At 68.3% G+C, this 15,797-nt stretch carries 15 protein-coding genes; 6 read left to right on the forward strand and 9 right to left on the reverse strand.

All coding sequences use genetic code 11. The features are described 5' to 3' along the window. The first annotated feature begins 99 nt into the window (after positions 1–99). Positions 100–1,497 carry a magnesium transporter gene (gene mgtE, locus FSB78_RS15535; RefSeq protein WP_147083471.1) on the forward strand — a complete coding sequence of 466 codons (1,398 nt, stop codon included), beginning with the start codon at positions 100–102 and terminating at the stop codon, positions 1,495–1,497. A 16-nt stretch (positions 1,498–1,513) separates the two neighbouring features. Further along, complete coding sequence (locus FSB78_RS15540; RefSeq protein WP_147083472.1) at positions 1,514–1,930, forward strand: DUF1489 family protein; 417 nt, start codon at positions 1,514–1,516, stop codon at positions 1,928–1,930. Between the two features lie 87 nt (positions 1,931–2,017). On the opposite strand, the gene FSB78_RS15545 is transcribed toward FSB78_RS15540, so the two are convergent. The 6 genes from FSB78_RS15545 to FSB78_RS15570 form a co-directional block, all read right to left on the reverse strand. After that, positions 2,018–2,713: a GIN domain-containing protein gene (locus tag FSB78_RS15545; RefSeq protein WP_158638024.1), complete on the reverse strand. Its 696-nt coding sequence runs from the start codon at positions 2,711–2,713 to the stop codon at positions 2,018–2,020. Positions 2,714–2,750: 37 nt separating this feature from the next. Then, entirely contained in the window at positions 2,751–3,482 is a 732-nt protein-coding gene (locus tag FSB78_RS15550; protein ID WP_147083474.1) for a GIN domain-containing protein, read from the reverse strand. 110 nt (positions 3,483–3,592) lie between these two features. Further along, entirely contained in the window at positions 3,593–4,126 is a 534-nt protein-coding gene (locus tag FSB78_RS15555; RefSeq protein WP_147083475.1) for a CarD family transcriptional regulator, read from the reverse strand. A 203-nt stretch (positions 4,127–4,329) separates the two neighbouring features. After that, positions 4,330–4,671, reverse strand: coding sequence for a ferredoxin FdxA (gene fdxA, locus FSB78_RS15560; RefSeq protein ID WP_147083476.1), 342 nt, complete (start codon positions 4,669–4,671; stop codon positions 4,330–4,332). 158 nt (positions 4,672–4,829) lie between these two features. Next, a complete protein-coding gene (locus FSB78_RS15565) occupies positions 4,830–5,111 on the reverse strand; it encodes an RNA-binding S4 domain-containing protein (protein WP_147083477.1) in 282 nt (93 codons plus the stop codon). Beyond that, a complete protein-coding gene (locus FSB78_RS15570; protein WP_147083478.1) occupies positions 5,104–7,587 on the reverse strand; it encodes a helicase-related protein in 2,484 nt (827 codons plus the stop codon). The genes FSB78_RS15565 and FSB78_RS15570 overlap by 8 nt, the downstream gene beginning before the upstream one ends. A gap of 339 nt (positions 7,588–7,926) precedes the next feature. On the opposite strand from FSB78_RS15570, the gene FSB78_RS15575 reads away from it, so the two are divergent. Next, on the forward strand, positions 7,927–9,417 hold the full coding sequence (locus tag FSB78_RS15575; protein ID WP_147083479.1) for a M23 family metallopeptidase: 1,491 nt from the start codon (positions 7,927–7,929) through the stop codon (positions 9,415–9,417). Positions 9,418–9,424: 7 nt separating this feature from the next. Here FSB78_RS15575 and FSB78_RS15580 read toward each other — a convergent pair whose 3' ends face one another. Beyond that, entirely contained in the window at positions 9,425–10,312 is an 888-nt protein-coding gene (locus FSB78_RS15580) for a LysR substrate-binding domain-containing protein (RefSeq protein ID WP_147083480.1), read from the reverse strand. Between the two features lie 246 nt (positions 10,313–10,558). Between FSB78_RS15580 and FSB78_RS15585 the strand changes: the two genes are divergently transcribed. Next, positions 10,559–12,829, forward strand: coding sequence for a CDC48 family AAA ATPase (locus tag FSB78_RS15585; RefSeq protein ID WP_147083481.1), 2,271 nt, complete (start codon positions 10,559–10,561; stop codon positions 12,827–12,829). 45 nt (positions 12,830–12,874) lie between these two features. Here FSB78_RS15585 and FSB78_RS15590 read toward each other — a convergent pair whose 3' ends face one another. Continuing rightward, a complete protein-coding gene (locus FSB78_RS15590) occupies positions 12,875–13,210 on the reverse strand; it encodes an antibiotic biosynthesis monooxygenase family protein (RefSeq protein ID WP_147083482.1) in 336 nt (111 codons plus the stop codon). A gap of 158 nt (positions 13,211–13,368) precedes the next feature. Between FSB78_RS15590 and FSB78_RS19330 the strand changes: the two genes are divergently transcribed. Next, the gene (locus FSB78_RS19330) at positions 13,369–13,983 is read left to right on the forward strand and encodes a class I SAM-dependent methyltransferase (protein ID WP_199743199.1); all 615 of its coding nucleotides are present in this window, start codon (positions 13,369–13,371) and stop codon (positions 13,981–13,983) included. 45 nt (positions 13,984–14,028) lie between these two features. Here FSB78_RS19330 and FSB78_RS15600 read toward each other — a convergent pair whose 3' ends face one another. Next, positions 14,029–15,189, reverse strand: coding sequence for a phospholipase D-like domain-containing protein (locus FSB78_RS15600; RefSeq protein ID WP_147083483.1), 1,161 nt, complete (start codon positions 15,187–15,189; stop codon positions 14,029–14,031). Between the two features lie 117 nt (positions 15,190–15,306). On the opposite strand from FSB78_RS15600, the gene rpoZ reads away from it, so the two are divergent. Further along, positions 15,307–15,651 (forward strand): DNA-directed RNA polymerase subunit omega, encoded by a 345-nt coding sequence (rpoZ, locus tag FSB78_RS15605; RefSeq protein ID WP_147083484.1) that lies wholly within the window; start codon positions 15,307–15,309, stop codon positions 15,649–15,651. The last annotated feature ends 146 nt before the right edge of the window (positions 15,652–15,797 follow it).

Consider the following 15,797-nt stretch of genomic DNA (forward strand, 5'->3'; position numbering starts at 1 on the left):
TGCGCGGCAGATAGGGAGCCGCTGCCCGACTGGCAAATGCGCGGCGGGCGGGTTAGGGCCCCCGGGGTCGGCGATTTGCGCCAAATAAGGGAGGCAGCCATGAGCGAGATCGAGCTTCCCGAGGCGGATACCGAAACCCAGCTCGATGAAGACGATCGGCTGAAGCCCGAATTCGTCAGCGCCGTGCTCGACGCGGTCGAGGCGGGCGATACCGAGACCGCGCGCGCGCTCGTCGAGCCGCTGCATCCGGCCGACATCGCCGATCTGTTCGAGCTGACCCCGCGCGAGGACCGTGCCGGGCTCGCGCATGCGGTCAGCGACCTGCTCGACGGCGACGTTTTCGCCGAGATGAACGATTACGTCCGCGAGGACCTGATCGATGCGCTGACTCCCACCGAGGTCGCCGACCTCGCCTCCGAGCTCGACACCGACGACGCGGTCGCGATCATCGAGGACATGGACGAGGACGAGCAGCGCGCGGTGCTGCGTGCGCTCGACCCCGACGACCGTGCCGCGATCGAGGAGGCGCTGAGCTATCCCGAGGAGTCCGCCGGCCGCCTGATGCAGCGCGAGCTGATCGCGGTGCCCGAGCATTGGACCGTCGGCGACGCGATCGACTATCTGCGCGGTCATGAAGAGCTGACGACCGATTTCTGGGAAATCTTCGTCGTCGACCCCGCGCACAAGCCGATCGGCACCTGCCAGCTGTCGTGGATGCTGCGCACGCCGCGCGGGATCGCGATGGCGGACGTGATGAAGCGCGAGCAGACCCTGATTCCGGTCGACATGGACCAGGAAGAGGTCGCGCTCCGCTTCCAGAAATACGCGCTGATCTCGGCCGCGGTGGTCGACAATGGCGGCCGGCTGGTCGGCATGATCACGGTCGACGACATCGTCCACATCATCTCCGAAGAAGCGGGCGAGGATACGCTCCGCCTGGCCGGCGCCGGCGACGGAGATATCAACGAACCGATCCGTCTGACCGTCCGCACGCGAATGACCTGGCTGATCGTCAACCTTGGCACCGCGATGATCGCGTCGTCGATCGTCGGGCTGTTCCAGGGCACGATCGCGACCTTCGCGCTGCTCGCGGTGCTGATGCCGATCGTCTCGGGGATGGGCGGCAATGCCGGCACGCAGACGCTGGCGGTGGTCGTCCGCGCGATCGCGACCAACCAGCTGACGAGTTCGAACACGCGCTGGATGGTGCTCCGCGAACTGCGCATCGCGGCGGCGAACGGCGCCATGCTGGGCACGCTGATCGGCATCGGCACCTTCGTGATCTTCGGCAACCGCGACCTGTCGATCGTGATCGCGGCGGCCATGCTGATCAACAACGTGACCGCAGGGCTCGGCGGCGTGCTGGTCCCGGTGACGCTCGACCGGATGAACGTCGACCCCGCCGTATCGTCGGCGGTGTTCGTGACGACGCTGACCGACACGATGGGGTTCTTCTCGTTCCTGGGGCTCGCGACCTTGTGGGGGCTGCACGGCTGACCCATCTGGGCGGACCATGGCGTTGCACCTCACCAAAGTCGCGTTCGGCGCGGAAAGCGTCGATCATCTCGCCGAACGGCTGCGGTTGCGCGGCGCGGAAGGACCGGTGTTCCTCACCACCCGCTATCTGCCCAAGCGGCACGAGGAGATCGCCGGGCCGATCGGCGAAGGGGGTTCGTTGTTCTGGATCCTCAAGCACCAGTTGATCGCGCGATCGCCGATCCTGGGCTTCGGCGAGGCCGAGGGCGGGCGCGTCGCGATCCATATCGATCCCGCGCTGGTGCTGGTCCAGGCGCGGCCCAAGCGCGCGCACCAGGGGTGGCGCTATCTGGAGGGCGCCGACGCGCCGGTCGATCTGGGCGGCGATGCGAGCGGCCTCGACGTCATGCCGGCAGCGCTGGTCGGGAAACTGGCGGAACTGGCGCTGATCTGACTTCCCGTCACCCCAGCGAAGGCTGGGGTCTCGTGCAGCAAGCGCGCGTTTCGAAACGGGAGACCCCAGCCTTCGCTGGGGTGACGATCAGGGGGATGCTGCCCCGCAGATTACCGGCCCACCGGCCGGCGCCTTCACGACGCATTTGGCCGGTCCCGTCACCGTTACCGAACCGAGCCCCGCGTTCGTTACCTGCGCCGACCCGCGCGCCTTCGCCTTGGTCTCGCCGACCCCGTCGACCGTAACGATGAGGTCGCCGACATCGAGCGTCGATGCGTCGATCACTCCCGGACCGCTGGTGGCCAGCCGCGCCCGCGCCGCGCGGCCGCCGAGACTCATCTGGCCGGTGCCGATCACGGTGGCGTTCAGCTGGTCGGTATCCGCCTTCGCCAGCGACAGGCTGCCGGCGCCGCTCACCGAGACATCGACCCGCATCGCCTTCATGCCGGTGATCGTGACCCGGCCCCCGCCGATCACGGTGGCGCCGACGAGGCTGGGCGTCGTCAGCGTCACGAGCACCGCTCCCTTCTTCTGCCCGGCCTGCTCGCCCCAGCCATTCAGCCCCTTGCCGACGATCAGCGTCGCACCGGTGACCCGGACGTCGACCTCCTCCGTCGCGCGCCCGTCGCCCGAGATCGTCGCACCCGGCGACCGCCCGGTCTCGACGCGTACCTCGAACGGGCCGTCGATGCGGATCCGTTCGAAGCTGCCGACAGAGACCGTGCGGGTCGCAGCCGGCGACGCGGCGGGGACGAGAAGCAATGCGAGCAGGAAATATCTCATGCCCGGCAGCCTCGCGCGTCCCGCACCGCCTGGCAAGTCAGCGGGCGCAGCGTACCGTGCCGGACCCCATCTTGGACACGGTGCAGCGCGCGTTCGGGCCCAGGTCGACATCGCCCGACCCGATCATGTCGACCTTGGCCGGACCGTCGACGACCGCGGTCGCGTCACCCGAACCGACGATCTCGACGCTGGCCGACTGCGCGCGCAGCTTGCTGCCGTCGACGCTGCCGGACCCGGCGATCTCGATCTTGAGCGCCTTGGCGGCCCCCGCCGCGATCGCATCGCCCGATCCCGCGATCGAGAAATCGGCATTCTCGACCTGCAGCGCGGCGATGCGGAGGTTGCCCGACCCCGCGATTCCGCCCGCGAACGCGCCGCCCTCGATCCGGTCCACCGTCATGTTGCCCGATCCGGCGACATCGGCCTCGACCAGCCGGGGCAGCGTGACGAACACCCGGACCTTCCCGCCCTTGCTCCAGTTCATGCCGGTATTGGGTTTGCGTCCGACGTCGAGCGTCGTGCCGTCGCGGCCGATACGCAGCTTGTCGAGATCCTCCGACGCTCCTTCGGCGCGGACCGAGAAGCCCGTGCCCACGCGGACGTCGATGTCGTCCGACCCGCGCAGCGCGATTCCCGTGAAATCGGCGATCTGGAAGGTCCGCGCCGCGCCGCTACCCTGGGCGGGAATGGCGGTACCCTTGGCGTCGCTACTGGACGAGAACGAGCAGGCGGAGAGGGGAATGAGCAGGCCGAGTGCAAGCAACTTCATGGCGATCCTCCTGTGTATTGCACAGACAATACACCTGTTCGGATCGGGCGCCAACGAAAAAGGGCGGCCCCGCAGGACCGCCCTTTCGTCGTCGACATGGAACGCGGCGGTTACGCCGGCACCTTGTCCTTGTTGTAGATCGCAGCGGCGGCGCGGAGGATCTCGAGGATCTTCTCCTGCGCCTTGGGCTCGTCGATCTCTTCCATCGCGGCCAGTTCGCGTGCGAGGCGGCTGGTCGCGCCTTCGAAGATCTGGCGCTCGGAATAGCTCTGCTCGGGCTGGTCGTCGGCACGGAACAGGTCGCGGACCACTTCGGCGATCGACACCAGGTCGCCCGAGTTGATCTTTGCCTCATATTCCTGCGCGCGGCGCGACCACATGGTGCGCTTGACCTTGGGCTTGCCCTTCAGCGTATCCATCGCCTCGCGCATCGTCTTGTCCGACGACAGCTTGCGCATGCCGACGCTCTCGGCCTTGTTGGTCGGCACGCGGAGCGTCATGCGCTCCTTCTCGAACCGCAGCACATAGAGTTCCAGGGTCATGCCGGCGATTTCGGAGCGTTGCAGCTCGATCACGCGGCCGACGCCGTGCTTTGGGTAAACGACATAATCACCGACGTCGAAGGACAGTGCCTTGGCAGCCATATGGGGCCTTTCCGGGTCATGCCTCCACAGGGATAGAGCGGCAAAGGACTCGCCGTTCAAGTATCCGGGAGGGGTAAGGGTTCGAACACACTCCAGCGGGCACGATCCATCGCGCCCGTCGCGGACCCTTTTAGCAGCTTTGCAACAAAATTACCAGCCGATCGTGGCAGAAGGTCTGCCGCAAGTCGGTTTATCGGCGGCTATCAGTCGCCGGCGCCGGGCTCCGGCGAGAAATACTTGTCGAACTTGCCCTCGACGCCCTTCATCGCGTCGGCGTCCGGCGGCGTCTGGTTCGCGTTGCGCGTGACGTTGGGCCATTGCGCCGAGAACGTCGTGTTGAGTTCGAGCCACTGCTCGAGCCCGCTCTCGGTGTCGGGCAGGATCGCTTCGGCGGGGCATTCGGGCTCGCACACGCCGCAGTCGATGCACTCGCTCGGGTTGATGACGAGCATGTTCTCGCCTTCGTAGAAGCAGTCCACGGGGCACACTTCCACGCAGTCCATGTACTTGCAGCGGATGCAGGCATCGGTGACGACGTAGGTCATTGAAGGCTCCCTTGGCCGGATCTCCGGCGCGAACGAGGCCCGACTATGCGTGGTTCCCCACCACGTCAATCATCCGCCGGCTTCTGCGCGCCATTCCGTGGCTTTAGACCTGCCCCGATCCTCCCCCGCCAGGGGGAGGATCGAGAACGTCAGGACGCTCAGACGTCCTCCGTCTGCCCCGCGATCAGATCCTGGTAGCACGCCTGCGCCTCCGGGGCGGGGCCGCGTCGGACCGGCAGCGCCTCGACCCGGATGACGCGGACGCGGTCGTTGGCAGCGAAGGTCAGGACGTTCCCGATGCGGACCGGGCAATGCGCGCGGTCGATCGGCCGACCATCGATGCGCAGCCGCCCCTTCTCGGCGATCGCCTGCGCGGCGCTGCGCGTCTTGGCGAGACGCACGAACCACAGGAAGCGATCGATCCGCATCGCCTCAGCCATGGCGGACCCGGGCAGCGAGCGCAGCGAATGCTCCGGACAGCGCGGTGTCGGACACGGGCGGCGGCGGCGTCTTGGCAGGCGGGCGGCCGCGCCACACCCAGCGCGGGACGTCGCCGGGAACGGGGCGGAAGCCGAGTTCGGCCATCAGCCGCTCGAGCGATGCCGCCTCGAGCCCGATCGAGGTGGCAAGCGCGGGATCGGGGGCAAAGGGCGTGCGGCCGTCGCGCGCATCATGCGCCGCGCGGGCGATCCGCTCGACCAGGTCGACCCGGACCGCCTGGTGCGCGAGCGGACGGAAGCCGCTGGCGATCCCCGCGCCGGACCGCGGCAGCACGGTGGCGCCATCGGGAGTCGCAGGCGCCGAAGCCCCGCGCGTCGCGAGCAGCGCGCGACGCCAGCGCGCGGCTTCGGGCTTCAACAGCCGCGCGTCGAACAGGTCGAGCGCACCGATCGTGATGCCGAGCGTACGCAGCCGCTTGCGCTCGTCGGGGGCGATCGCGTCGAGCGACAGCCGCAGCGGCATTCGCGGGGTGATGCCCCCCGCCGCCTCGATCGCACCGACCACCGCACGCAGCGCCGGCGTCGCCAGCGGGTCGCGTGCCACCTCGGCGAGGCGGACGAGCCCGCCGACGCGCTTGCCCAGCATCGTCGCCAGCCATGCCCCCAGCCGCGCCTGAACTCGCTCGCGCATCGGCTTGTCGAGGCAGTCGAGATCGCGGTCGAGCACGAGTTTGGGCCGCGCGAGCGACGCCCCCATGCCGAGCGTCGCGACGCGGTGCCCGGCCCAGACGATATCGGTCTCGTCGAGCGTGATATCCCCGTCCGCCGCATCGATGAGCGCTTGGCCGCGCCGCGCGCGCTCGCCCGCCAGCCGCTTTTCCGCCGCGGCGAGCAACAGTCGCTTGTCCGCCGCGCGCGCGTCCGCCGCGACGGTGAAGCGGAACCCGTCGAGCCGGCCGATCGCATGGTCTTCGACCATCACCTCGCCCTCCGCACCGATCACGACGGGCAGCGACGCGGCATCGGCGCCGATCTGCCGCATCAGCGCGGTGGTACGCTTGTCGACGAAGCGCTGCGTCAGGCTGGCATGCAGCGCGTCGGACAGCCGCTCCTCGAGCGCGGCGGTGCGCGCCGCCCAATGCGCGGGCTCGGCCAGCCAGTCGGTGCGCTGCGCGATATAGGCCCAGCTGCGCGCGGCGGCGATCCGCCCGGCGATCACCTCGACGTCGCCCGCGACGGTGTCGAGCCGGGCGATTTCGTCGGCGAACCATTGGTGCGGAATATGCCCGCGCGCCTCGCTCAGATGACCGAACAGCCGCGAGACGAAGCGCGCATGCGGATCGAGCCCGACTTTCCGGAAATCGGGAACGCCGCATGCCGCCCACAGCCGCGCGACCATCTTCGGATGGCGCGCACGCTCGCGGACCCAGCCTTCTTCGGCAAGCCGCTTCAGCACGCCGAGATCGAGCGCCTGGGGTGCCGCGCGCAGCACTCCCGATGGCGGTCGCGCCTCCAGGCTCGCGATCAGCGCATCGACGCTCGCGAAATCGGGCTCGCCCTCGCGCCAGTAGAGGTTCTCGAGCCGCGGGAAGCGATGCTCCTCGATCGCCAGCACCTCTTCGGGCAGGAACGCGCCGGGACCGTCGTCGGACAGCGCGCCGAACGTCCCGTCGCGCTGGTGGCGGCCCGCACGGCCAGCGATCTGCGCCATCTCTGCGACGGTCAGCCGCCGCTGGCGCTTGCCGTCGAACTTGTTGAGGCTGGCGAACGCGACGTGCGCGACGTCCATGTTCAGCCCCATCCCGATCGCGTCGGTGGCGACGAGATAATCCACCTCGCCCGCCTGGAACATCGCGACCTGCGCGTTGCGCGTGCGCGGGGACAGCGCGCCCATTACCACCGCGGCGCCACCCCGCAGCCGACGCAGCATCTCGGCGACCGCGTAGACTTCCTCGGCGCTGAACGCGACGATCGCGGAACGCTTGGGCAGACGGCTGATCTTCTTCGCGCCTGCATAGGTCAGCGTCGAGAATCGCGGGCGATTGACGATCTCGGCGGTCGGCACCAGCGCCTTGATCATCGGCCGCAGCGCCTCCGACCCCAGGATCATCGTCTCCTCGCGACCGCGCGCGCGCAAAAGCCGGTCGGTGAAGACGTGGCCGCGTTCGGGATCGGCCCCCAGCTGCGCCTCGTCGATCCCGACGAACGCGACGTCCCGGTCGGGCATCGATTCGGCCGTGCACAGCAGCCAGCGTGCGTCCGGCGGCGTGATCTTCTCCTCGCCGGTGATCAGCGCGACGCGGTTCGCGCCCTTGATCGCGACGACGCGGTCATAGACCTCGCGCGCCAGCAGCCGCAGCGGAAAGCCGATCATCCCGCTCGAATGCGCGCACATCCGCTCGATCGCGAGATGCGTCTTGCCCGTGTTGGTCGGCCCCAGCACGGCCGTGATCGTACCGGACGCATCGTCGTTCATGCGGGGTAACATCGGGCGTTCGGGCCGCGCTTGCAATGACTTGCGCGACACCGCGTCCTGTCCCGCCGTCAGTCCAGTCCTTGCGCCGGCGATAGACGCGCGAGCAATCCGACGGCGTCCGCACCGCGAACCGCGCACCCGACCAGCTGTGCGAAACCGGAGAAAACCCCTCGCTTCGCGCCGGTTCCACACGGGTTTCACGGGCCGGCTGCACGGCGCAACGCCTCGGCGCAAACGCGTCTCTCCCTGCCCCCGGTTAATTTGACTTTAGCACCTGTTCTCCACAACCACCGCACCCGACGCCGCGGGGGGACCGCGCGCTTTGCCGAAAGTGCCTGCGTGTTTCTTCGTGACGAGACTGGACTGGAACTGGCCGGCGGAACCACCGCGCGCGCGTTCGGTCGTGCCTTGGTGGAGTATCCGGTACCGACGCGGTTCGACCGCGTTCGCGACGCGCTGGCGCAGGTCGACTGGGTGCCCGATCTCGGGTCACGCGTCGGATCGCGCGACTGGTGGCGCGGGCTTGCGACCTGCACCGCGCTGTGCGCGGCGACCTGGGCGTTGTCGCCGGGCTTTCGTCCCCTGGTCGGTGCCGTTCCTGCGCCGCTTGCCGGTGCCGAATGGGACGAATCGCGCGCGCTGGCGATCTCGCCGCTCGCGCTCGGTGCCGATACCGGGCGGCACATGGCGGCGAACGACCTAGTCGCGCCACTCGCCGAAGCACCCGAGCGGCCGTCCGTCGAGCTGTCGGCGACGCTTGGCGAAGGCGATGCGCTCGACCGCGTGCTGATCCGCGCCGGCGTCGGCCGCAACGATGCCGAAGCCGCAGCCGCGCTCGTCTCGCAGGCAGTGGACCCGGCTGCCATCAAGGCCGGGACGCGGATCGCGCTGACGCTCGGTCGTCGCGCCGATCGCACCACCGCGCGGCCGCTGGAAGCGCTCGACTTCCGCGCCCGGTTCGACCTCGGCCTGACGCTGACGCGCGCCGCCACCGGCCTGACCATGACGCGCAAGCCGATCGCGATCGATTCAACCCCGCTTCGGATCCAGGGGCTGGTCGGCTCCAGCCTCTACCGCACGACCCGGGCGGCAGGCGTCCCGGCCAAGATCGTCGAGGCGTATATCAAGGCGCTCGCGACGCGTATGTCGATCGGCCGCGACGTGACGGCAGCCGACCGGTTCGACCTGATCGTCGAGCGCGACCGCGCCGCGACCGGCGAGACGCGGATCGGTAATCTTCTCTTCGCCGGGCTGGACCAGGGTCGCAAGACCGTGCAGCTCGTCCGCTTCGCCGCCGACCCCTCCAACGAGGATGCCAGCATCGGTGGCTGGTTCGACGTCAACGGCCAGACCGAGCGCCGCGCGGTGTCGGGGCTGCCCGTGCTCGGACGGATCACGTCGAGCTTCGGCTGGCGGATGCATCCGCTGCTGGGCTTCACGCGGATGCACAAGGGCCTCGATATCGGTGCGCCCTATGGGTCGCCGATCCATGCGATGACCGACGGCATCGTCGCGTTTGCGGGCCGCACCGGCGGCTACGGCAATTTCGTCAAGCTGGCGCATGGCGGCGGGATGGCGAGCGGATACGGCCATATGAGCCGGATCGCGGTCTCGTCCGGCACGCGCGTGCGCCAGGGCCAGGTGATCGGCTATGTCGGCTCGACCGGCATGTCGACGGGGCCCCACCTGCACTGGGAGGTCTGGCGCAACGGCACGGCGATCAATCCGAGCTCGGTCGCCTTCACCAGCGTCGCGGCGTTGTCGGGTGAAAAGCTGCGTGCGTTCAAGGCGCGGGTCGCGCGGCTGCTGGCGGTCAGGGTCGGCGCGTAGCCGCGCGCTACAGTCCGGTTGCCAGCGTCTTGATTAGCCAGTCGTGGAACAGCTTGACCGGCTTTTGCTGCAGGGCGCGCGGCCGGCACACGAACCAGTAGCTGTACGGGCTCTCGACCTCGATATCGAACAGCCGCACCAGCCGCGGGTCGTTAGCGTCCTCGAAATGGCTGGCATGCATGAACGCGATGCCAAGCCCCTGCGCCGCCGCCTCGAGCATCAGCGCGCCAGAATCGAAATGGTCGATCGCCAGCGGCTCGATATCCTCCAGCCCCGCCGCGGTGCGCCAGGCGGTGAACGTGTCGGGCATGTCGCGGTGCAATAGCGCGGTCAGTTCCGAGAGCTGCTCAGGCTTCGTGACAGGGTTCGCCCGTTCGAGCAGGCTGCGTGCGCCGATGACATAGACCGAGTTGCGATCCAGCCGCTTGGCATAGAGCGACGGGTCGATCTCGCGCTGCAACGCGATCACGGCGTCCAGACCGTCGCCCAGCCGCGACACGCCGTGCCCGGCCGTGTCGATGTCGAGATGCAGTTCGGGATGCGAGATGCGCAGTTCCCCCAGCCGCGGGAACAGGCGTTGCGACGCGAACAGCGGCAGGATGCCGAGCCGCAGCCGTAGCACTTCGGTCCCGCTGGTCAGCGATTCGACCGCGTCGGACAGGCTGTCGAGCACCGGCGCGATCTGCGCCAGCAGCCGTTCGCCGTCGCCGTTCAGGACCATCGCCTGGTGACGCCGCGCGAACAAGGGCTTGCCGATGAAGCGCTCCAGGCTCTGTACGCGACGGCTGAGCGCCGGCGCCGACAGCGCCAAATCCTCTGCCGCCGCCTTGATCGATCCCAGCCGCGCGACCTGCACGAAAGCCTCGATCGCGCCCAATGGGGGCAGTCTGCGCATGATCACCCTCCCGGAGTCGTCGCCTGCAATCGTACCGGCGATTGCGTCGACTGCAATCGTAGTGATTCCTTTCGCACTTGCAACATGAACCGCTGCCGGCGAAAAGGACCTCGCCTTTCAGGCATCCTCTCCTAAAAACTTTCACGGGCTGGCCTTTCGGGGCCGGCCCTTTTTTTGTCTTTTCAAGTCCTCGCAAGCCCGGAACGCGCGACCTATCTCACGCGCTATCAAGCCCGAAGGATGATCATGGCCGACAGCGAAACCCCGACGCGGAAAATCCAGGTTGCCAATGCCCGGCCCGAAGACAGCGGGCGTGGGCTGGCGCATCTGCCCCGCGCTCTGATGGCGGCGCTGCAGATCGCCGAGGGCGACGTGATCGAGATCCTCGGCAAGCAGAACACGCCCGCGCGCGCCGTCGGCCCCTATCCCGAGGACGAAGGCCTCGACATCGTCCGCATCGACGGGTTGCAGCGCGCCAATGCCGGGGTCGGGTCGGGCGATTTCGTCGAGGTGCGCAAGGCGGAATCCAAGCCGGCGACGCGCGTCGTCTTCGCGCCCGCGCAGCAGAACCTGCGGCTGCAGGGGTCGACCAACGCATTGAAGCGGACCTTTCTGGGCCGGCCGATCTGCCAGGGCGACATCGTCGCGACCGCGGGTCACCAGCGCGTCGGCAACATGCCGCCAGGCGTTCAGCAGTTCATGAACGCGCCGGCCTATGCGTTGCAGGAGATCCGGCTCGCGGTGATCGCGGCGAGCCCCAAGGGCGTCGTCCATATCGACGAGAATACCGAGATCGAGCTGCGCGCCGAATATGAGGAGCCCGAGGCCGCGCGGCGTGCCGACGTCACCTATGACGATATCGGCGGCATGGCGCAGACCATCGACCAGTTGCGCGAGATGGTCGAGCTGCCGCTGCGCTACCCCGAACTGTTCCAGCGCCTCGGCGTCGATCCGCCCAAGGGCGTGTTGCTGCACGGCCCGCCCGGCACTGGCAAGACGCGGCTCGCACGCGCGGTCGCCAATGAATCTGATGCGCAGTTCTTCCTGATCAACGGCCCCGAGATCATGGGCTCGGCCTATGGCGAGTCGGAAGGCAAGCTGCGCCTGGTGTTCGAGGAGGCCGCCAAGTCGGCGCCGTCGATCGTGTTCATCGACGAGATCGATTCGATCGCGCCGAAGCGCGGACAGGTGTCGGGCGAAGCGGAAAAGCGTCTCGTCGCGCAGCTGCTGACGCTGATGGACGGGCTGGAATCGCGCGCGAACCTCGTCGTGATCGCCGCCACCAACCGGCCCGAGGCGATCGACGAGGCGCTCAGGCGTCCCGGCCGGTTCGACCGCGAGATCGTCGTCGGCGTCCCCGACGAGCGCGGGCGTCGCGAGATCCTCGGCATCCACACCCGCGGCATGCCGCTGGGCGACCGCGTCGACCTCGCCGAGCTGGCGCGCACGACCTATGGGTTCGTCGGGGCCGATCTCGCCGCACTGACGCGCGAGGCGGCGATCGAGGCGGTGCGTCGGATCATGCCGAAGCTTAACCTCGAAGAGCGAACCATCCCGCCAGAGGTACTCGACGAGCTGTCGGTGACGCGCGAGGATTTCATGGGTGCGCTCAAGCGCGTCCAGCCCTCGGCGATGCGCGAGGTCATGGTGCAGGCGCCGACCGTGCGCTGGGCCGATGTCGGCGGGCTCGACGACGCGCAGATGCGGCTGAAGGAAGGCGTGGAACTGCCGCTCAAGAACCCCGACGCGTTCCGGCGGCTCGGCATCCGGCCCGCCAAGGGGTTCCTGCTCTATGGTCCGCCCGGTACCGGCAAGACCTTGCTCGCCAAGGCGGTCGCGCGCGAATCGGAGGCGAACTTCATCGCCACCAAGTCGAGCGACCTGCTGAGCAAATGGTATGGCGAGAGCGAGCAGCAGATCGCCAAGCTGTTCAGCCGAGCACGGCAGGTCGCGCCGTGCGTGATCTTCATCGACGAACTCGATTCGCTGGTGCCCGCACGCGGCTCCGGTGCGGGCGAGCCGCAGGTGACCGAGCGCGTGGTCAATACCATCCTCGCCGAGATGGACGGGCTCGAGGAGATGCAGTCGGTCGTCGTGATCGGCGCGACCAACCGGCCGAACCTGATCGACCCGGCCCTGCTCCGCCCGGGCCGGTTCGACGAACTCGTCTATGTCGGCGTCCCCGACAAGGCGGGGCGCCGGCGGATCCTGGGTATCCAGACGGGCAAGATGCCGCTTGCCGGCGATGTCGATCTTGACGTCATCGCGAGCCGTACCGAGCGGTTCAGCGGTGCCGACCTTGAGGACGTCGTCCGCCGCGCCGGGCTGGTCGCACTGCGCCGCGCCATCGACTCTACGCAGGTGACGATGGCCGACTTCGACACCGCGCTGACCGAATCGCGCCCGTCGGTGACGCCAGAGACCGAACGCGAATACGAGCAGATGGCCGCGCGGCTGAAACAGGATGCGACCGCGATCCAGCCGATCGGTTTCGCGTTTCCCAAGCGCGACGACTGACCTTCCCCGTCGCCCCGGACCGGGTCCGGGGCGACGGGACCGGAGTCATGCCGGCCCGACGATAGCGTCCCAGCGATACCCCCGCGTCACGGTCGCGACCGACACGGTATACCAGGCGTACCAGCGCGCGCGCCCCATTTCGCGGATCGCCGCATGATCGACCTGGCCGCGCCAGGCGATCGCGGCGGCCTCGTCCCTCCAGTAGCTGACCGTGACGCCGATCCCGTCGGTCCCGCGCGCGCTGTCGATGCCGCGATACCCGGGCTGGGCAGCGGCGAGCCGGTCCATCGCGTCGGCGGCCGCGGCATAGCCCGCATCGTCCGCAGCGGTGCGCTGCGAGACGAAGATCACCGCGACCTGCCCGTTCCGATCGTCATCCATGTGCACCGATTAGGCGCCGCGCCGGTCGTGGCAAGTCCTTGCCGACCCGCGGCTCGTCGCGGCGATGCAACCGCGACGCTTGAAAGACGTTCGGATTTCGTGCGACGGGAGTGTCAAAGCTTCGCCAGCGCGCGAGCGCCTGGAAATTAAGGAACGCGATGCCTAGTTCGACCACCGCCGCCCGACGTGCGCGCACCCGTCCCGCCGGCGTTCCGTCCCCGTGGCAGATGTTCTTTTCGGAATTTCTGAAACACCCGGTGATGGTCGGATCGGTCGTGCCGTCGTCGGACAAGCTGATCCGTAAGATGCTCGACCGCGTCGACTGGGCGAACTGCAAGCTGTTCGTCGAATATGGCCCGGGCGTCGGCACCTTCTGCCGCCCGATCCTCGACCGCATGGCGCCCGATGCCAAGCTGATCGTGATCGACACCAACGCCGATTTCATCCGCTATCTGCGCCACACGATCACCGATCCGCGGTTCTTCGCGGTGCTGGGGTCGGCGGCCGAGGTCCAGACCATCGTCAGCGACCACGGCTTCGAATCGGCGGACTATGTGCTGTCGGGCCTGCCCTTCTCGACCCTGCCCGCCGGTGTCGGCCCAGCGATCGCGCATGCGACGCACGCCGTGCTGCGTCCGGGCGGCGCGTTCCTGGTCTATCAGTTCAGCCCGAAGGTAAAGGACTTCCTCACCCCCCATTTCGCGACGATCGATCACGACATGGAATGGTGGAACGTACCCCCGGCCCAGCTGTACTGGGCCTGGAAGGCCTGAGCCTCACGGCTCGGCCACAACGGTACCGCCGCGGCCGACCCTCGACTATTCGTCGATGCCGAAGTTCAGCCCGCGGGACACGCTGGGATCGACGACCGCGACCAGGAAATAGGCGCCGAGCTGCTTCAATCGCTGCACCCACCCGGTGTTCGCCTTGTACAATGCGGCCGTGATCTCCGTTGATTTGCCGATCTCGCCGTCGACATAGCGTCGGACATGGTCGGCGAACGCCCGGTCCTCGATCCTGAGCATCAGCTCGAGATTAATGAACAGGCTCCGCATGTCGAAATTCGCGGATCCGATATGGACCGCGTCGTCGATCACGTAGAGCTTGGTATGCAGCTTGGTCGGCTGATATTCGAACAGCCGGACCCCCTTCCGGAGCAGGCCGGCATAGGTGAAGCGTGCCGCTGCGATCGTCGCATTGTTGTCGGACTTGCTCGCCGTCACGATCCGGACGGCCGCCAGCCGCCGTCCCGCGCGGTCCAGCCGGCGCAGCAGCGCGGGGCTCGGCGTGAAATAGCCCGCGATCACGTCGATCCGGCGGCCGGCGCGCATGTCGTCGCGCACCGCCCGCGCCCAGGGCGACAGCCGCCGCGTCGGTCCGCCGATCAGCCAGCGCGTCGCGCCCCGGGTCTCGCTCCACCGCGACAGCGCGGCATTCAGGCGGCGCAGCTTGCCCTTGCCGTCATGGATCCAGTCGCGCAGCGCGTCGAAATAGCCGGCTAGCCGCTCGGCCGCGGGCCCCTCGACCAACAGCCCCAGGTCGCGCCAGGCCTGTTCGGCGACGGTGCCGAAATAATCATCCTCGATGTTGAAGCCGCCGATGATGATCCGCTGCTCGTCGGCCAGCGCCAGCTTCTGGTGGTTGCGCAGCAGATAGCGTCGCCCGAAGCTCGCCGAGAAGCGGCAGACCGCGACACCCGCGGATTCCAGGGGGCGGAAGAAGCGATCGTCGGCCCCGTCGCTGCCGAACCCGTCGACGATCAGCGAGACCGTCACGCCGCGTCTGGCGGCCGCGATCAGCGCGGCGTTAACACGCTGCCCCGACTCGTCGTCGGCATAGATGTAATAGAGGATGCGCAGCGACCGCGTCGCGCTGTCGATGAGTTCGAGCAGCGCGTCGAGCCGCCGCGGGCCGGTATCGAGAAGCGTCAGCCCGTTGCCGTCGACGGTGAAGCTGGGCTGCGGCTGAAGCGGTTCCATGGCCGCGGGTGATGGCCATGCCGGGCCGTGCTGGCAAGCATCGGCGTTTTCTTGACTTCGGCGTGCCCTTCGCCTAGGCCATCTGCTTCCATTTATCGTTGTTGCGAAGGATGCGGCATGGCGCGCGTTACCGTCGAGGATTGCGTCGACAAGATCCCCAACCGGTTCGACCTGGTGCTGTTCGCGGCTCAGCGGGCACGCCAGATCTCGGGCGGCGCCGAACTGACGCTCGAACGCGACCGTGACAAGAACCCGGTCGTCGCGCTGCGCGAGATCGCGGACCAGAACGTCAAGCCGGCGCATCTCAAGGAACAGGTGATCCAGGGCCTGCAGAAGGTCCGCGTCGACGACGACGACGAGGTCGATGCGGTCGGCAGCCTCTCGGCCTCGGCCGAGGCGCTTCGCCTCACCGCCGCCGCGCCGCCGCGGAACCAGAATCTGGGCGCGGACTACGAGGGCTGAGCATGAGCCCGCCGTCTAACGCTTAGCGTTGGACGGCCATCAGGCAAATGCTGCCCGCGGACGGCGCGGCTTCACCGCGACGCCGAAATACGAATAGCCCGTGGGTAGTGCCTGCGGGCTTTTTCGTGCCTGTTTGCCCAATCCGT

This window comes from Sphingomonas ginsenosidivorax, from assembly GCF_007995065.1.
GTDB classification, from domain to species: Bacteria; Pseudomonadota; Alphaproteobacteria; order Sphingomonadales; family Sphingomonadaceae; genus Sphingomonas; species Sphingomonas ginsenosidivorax.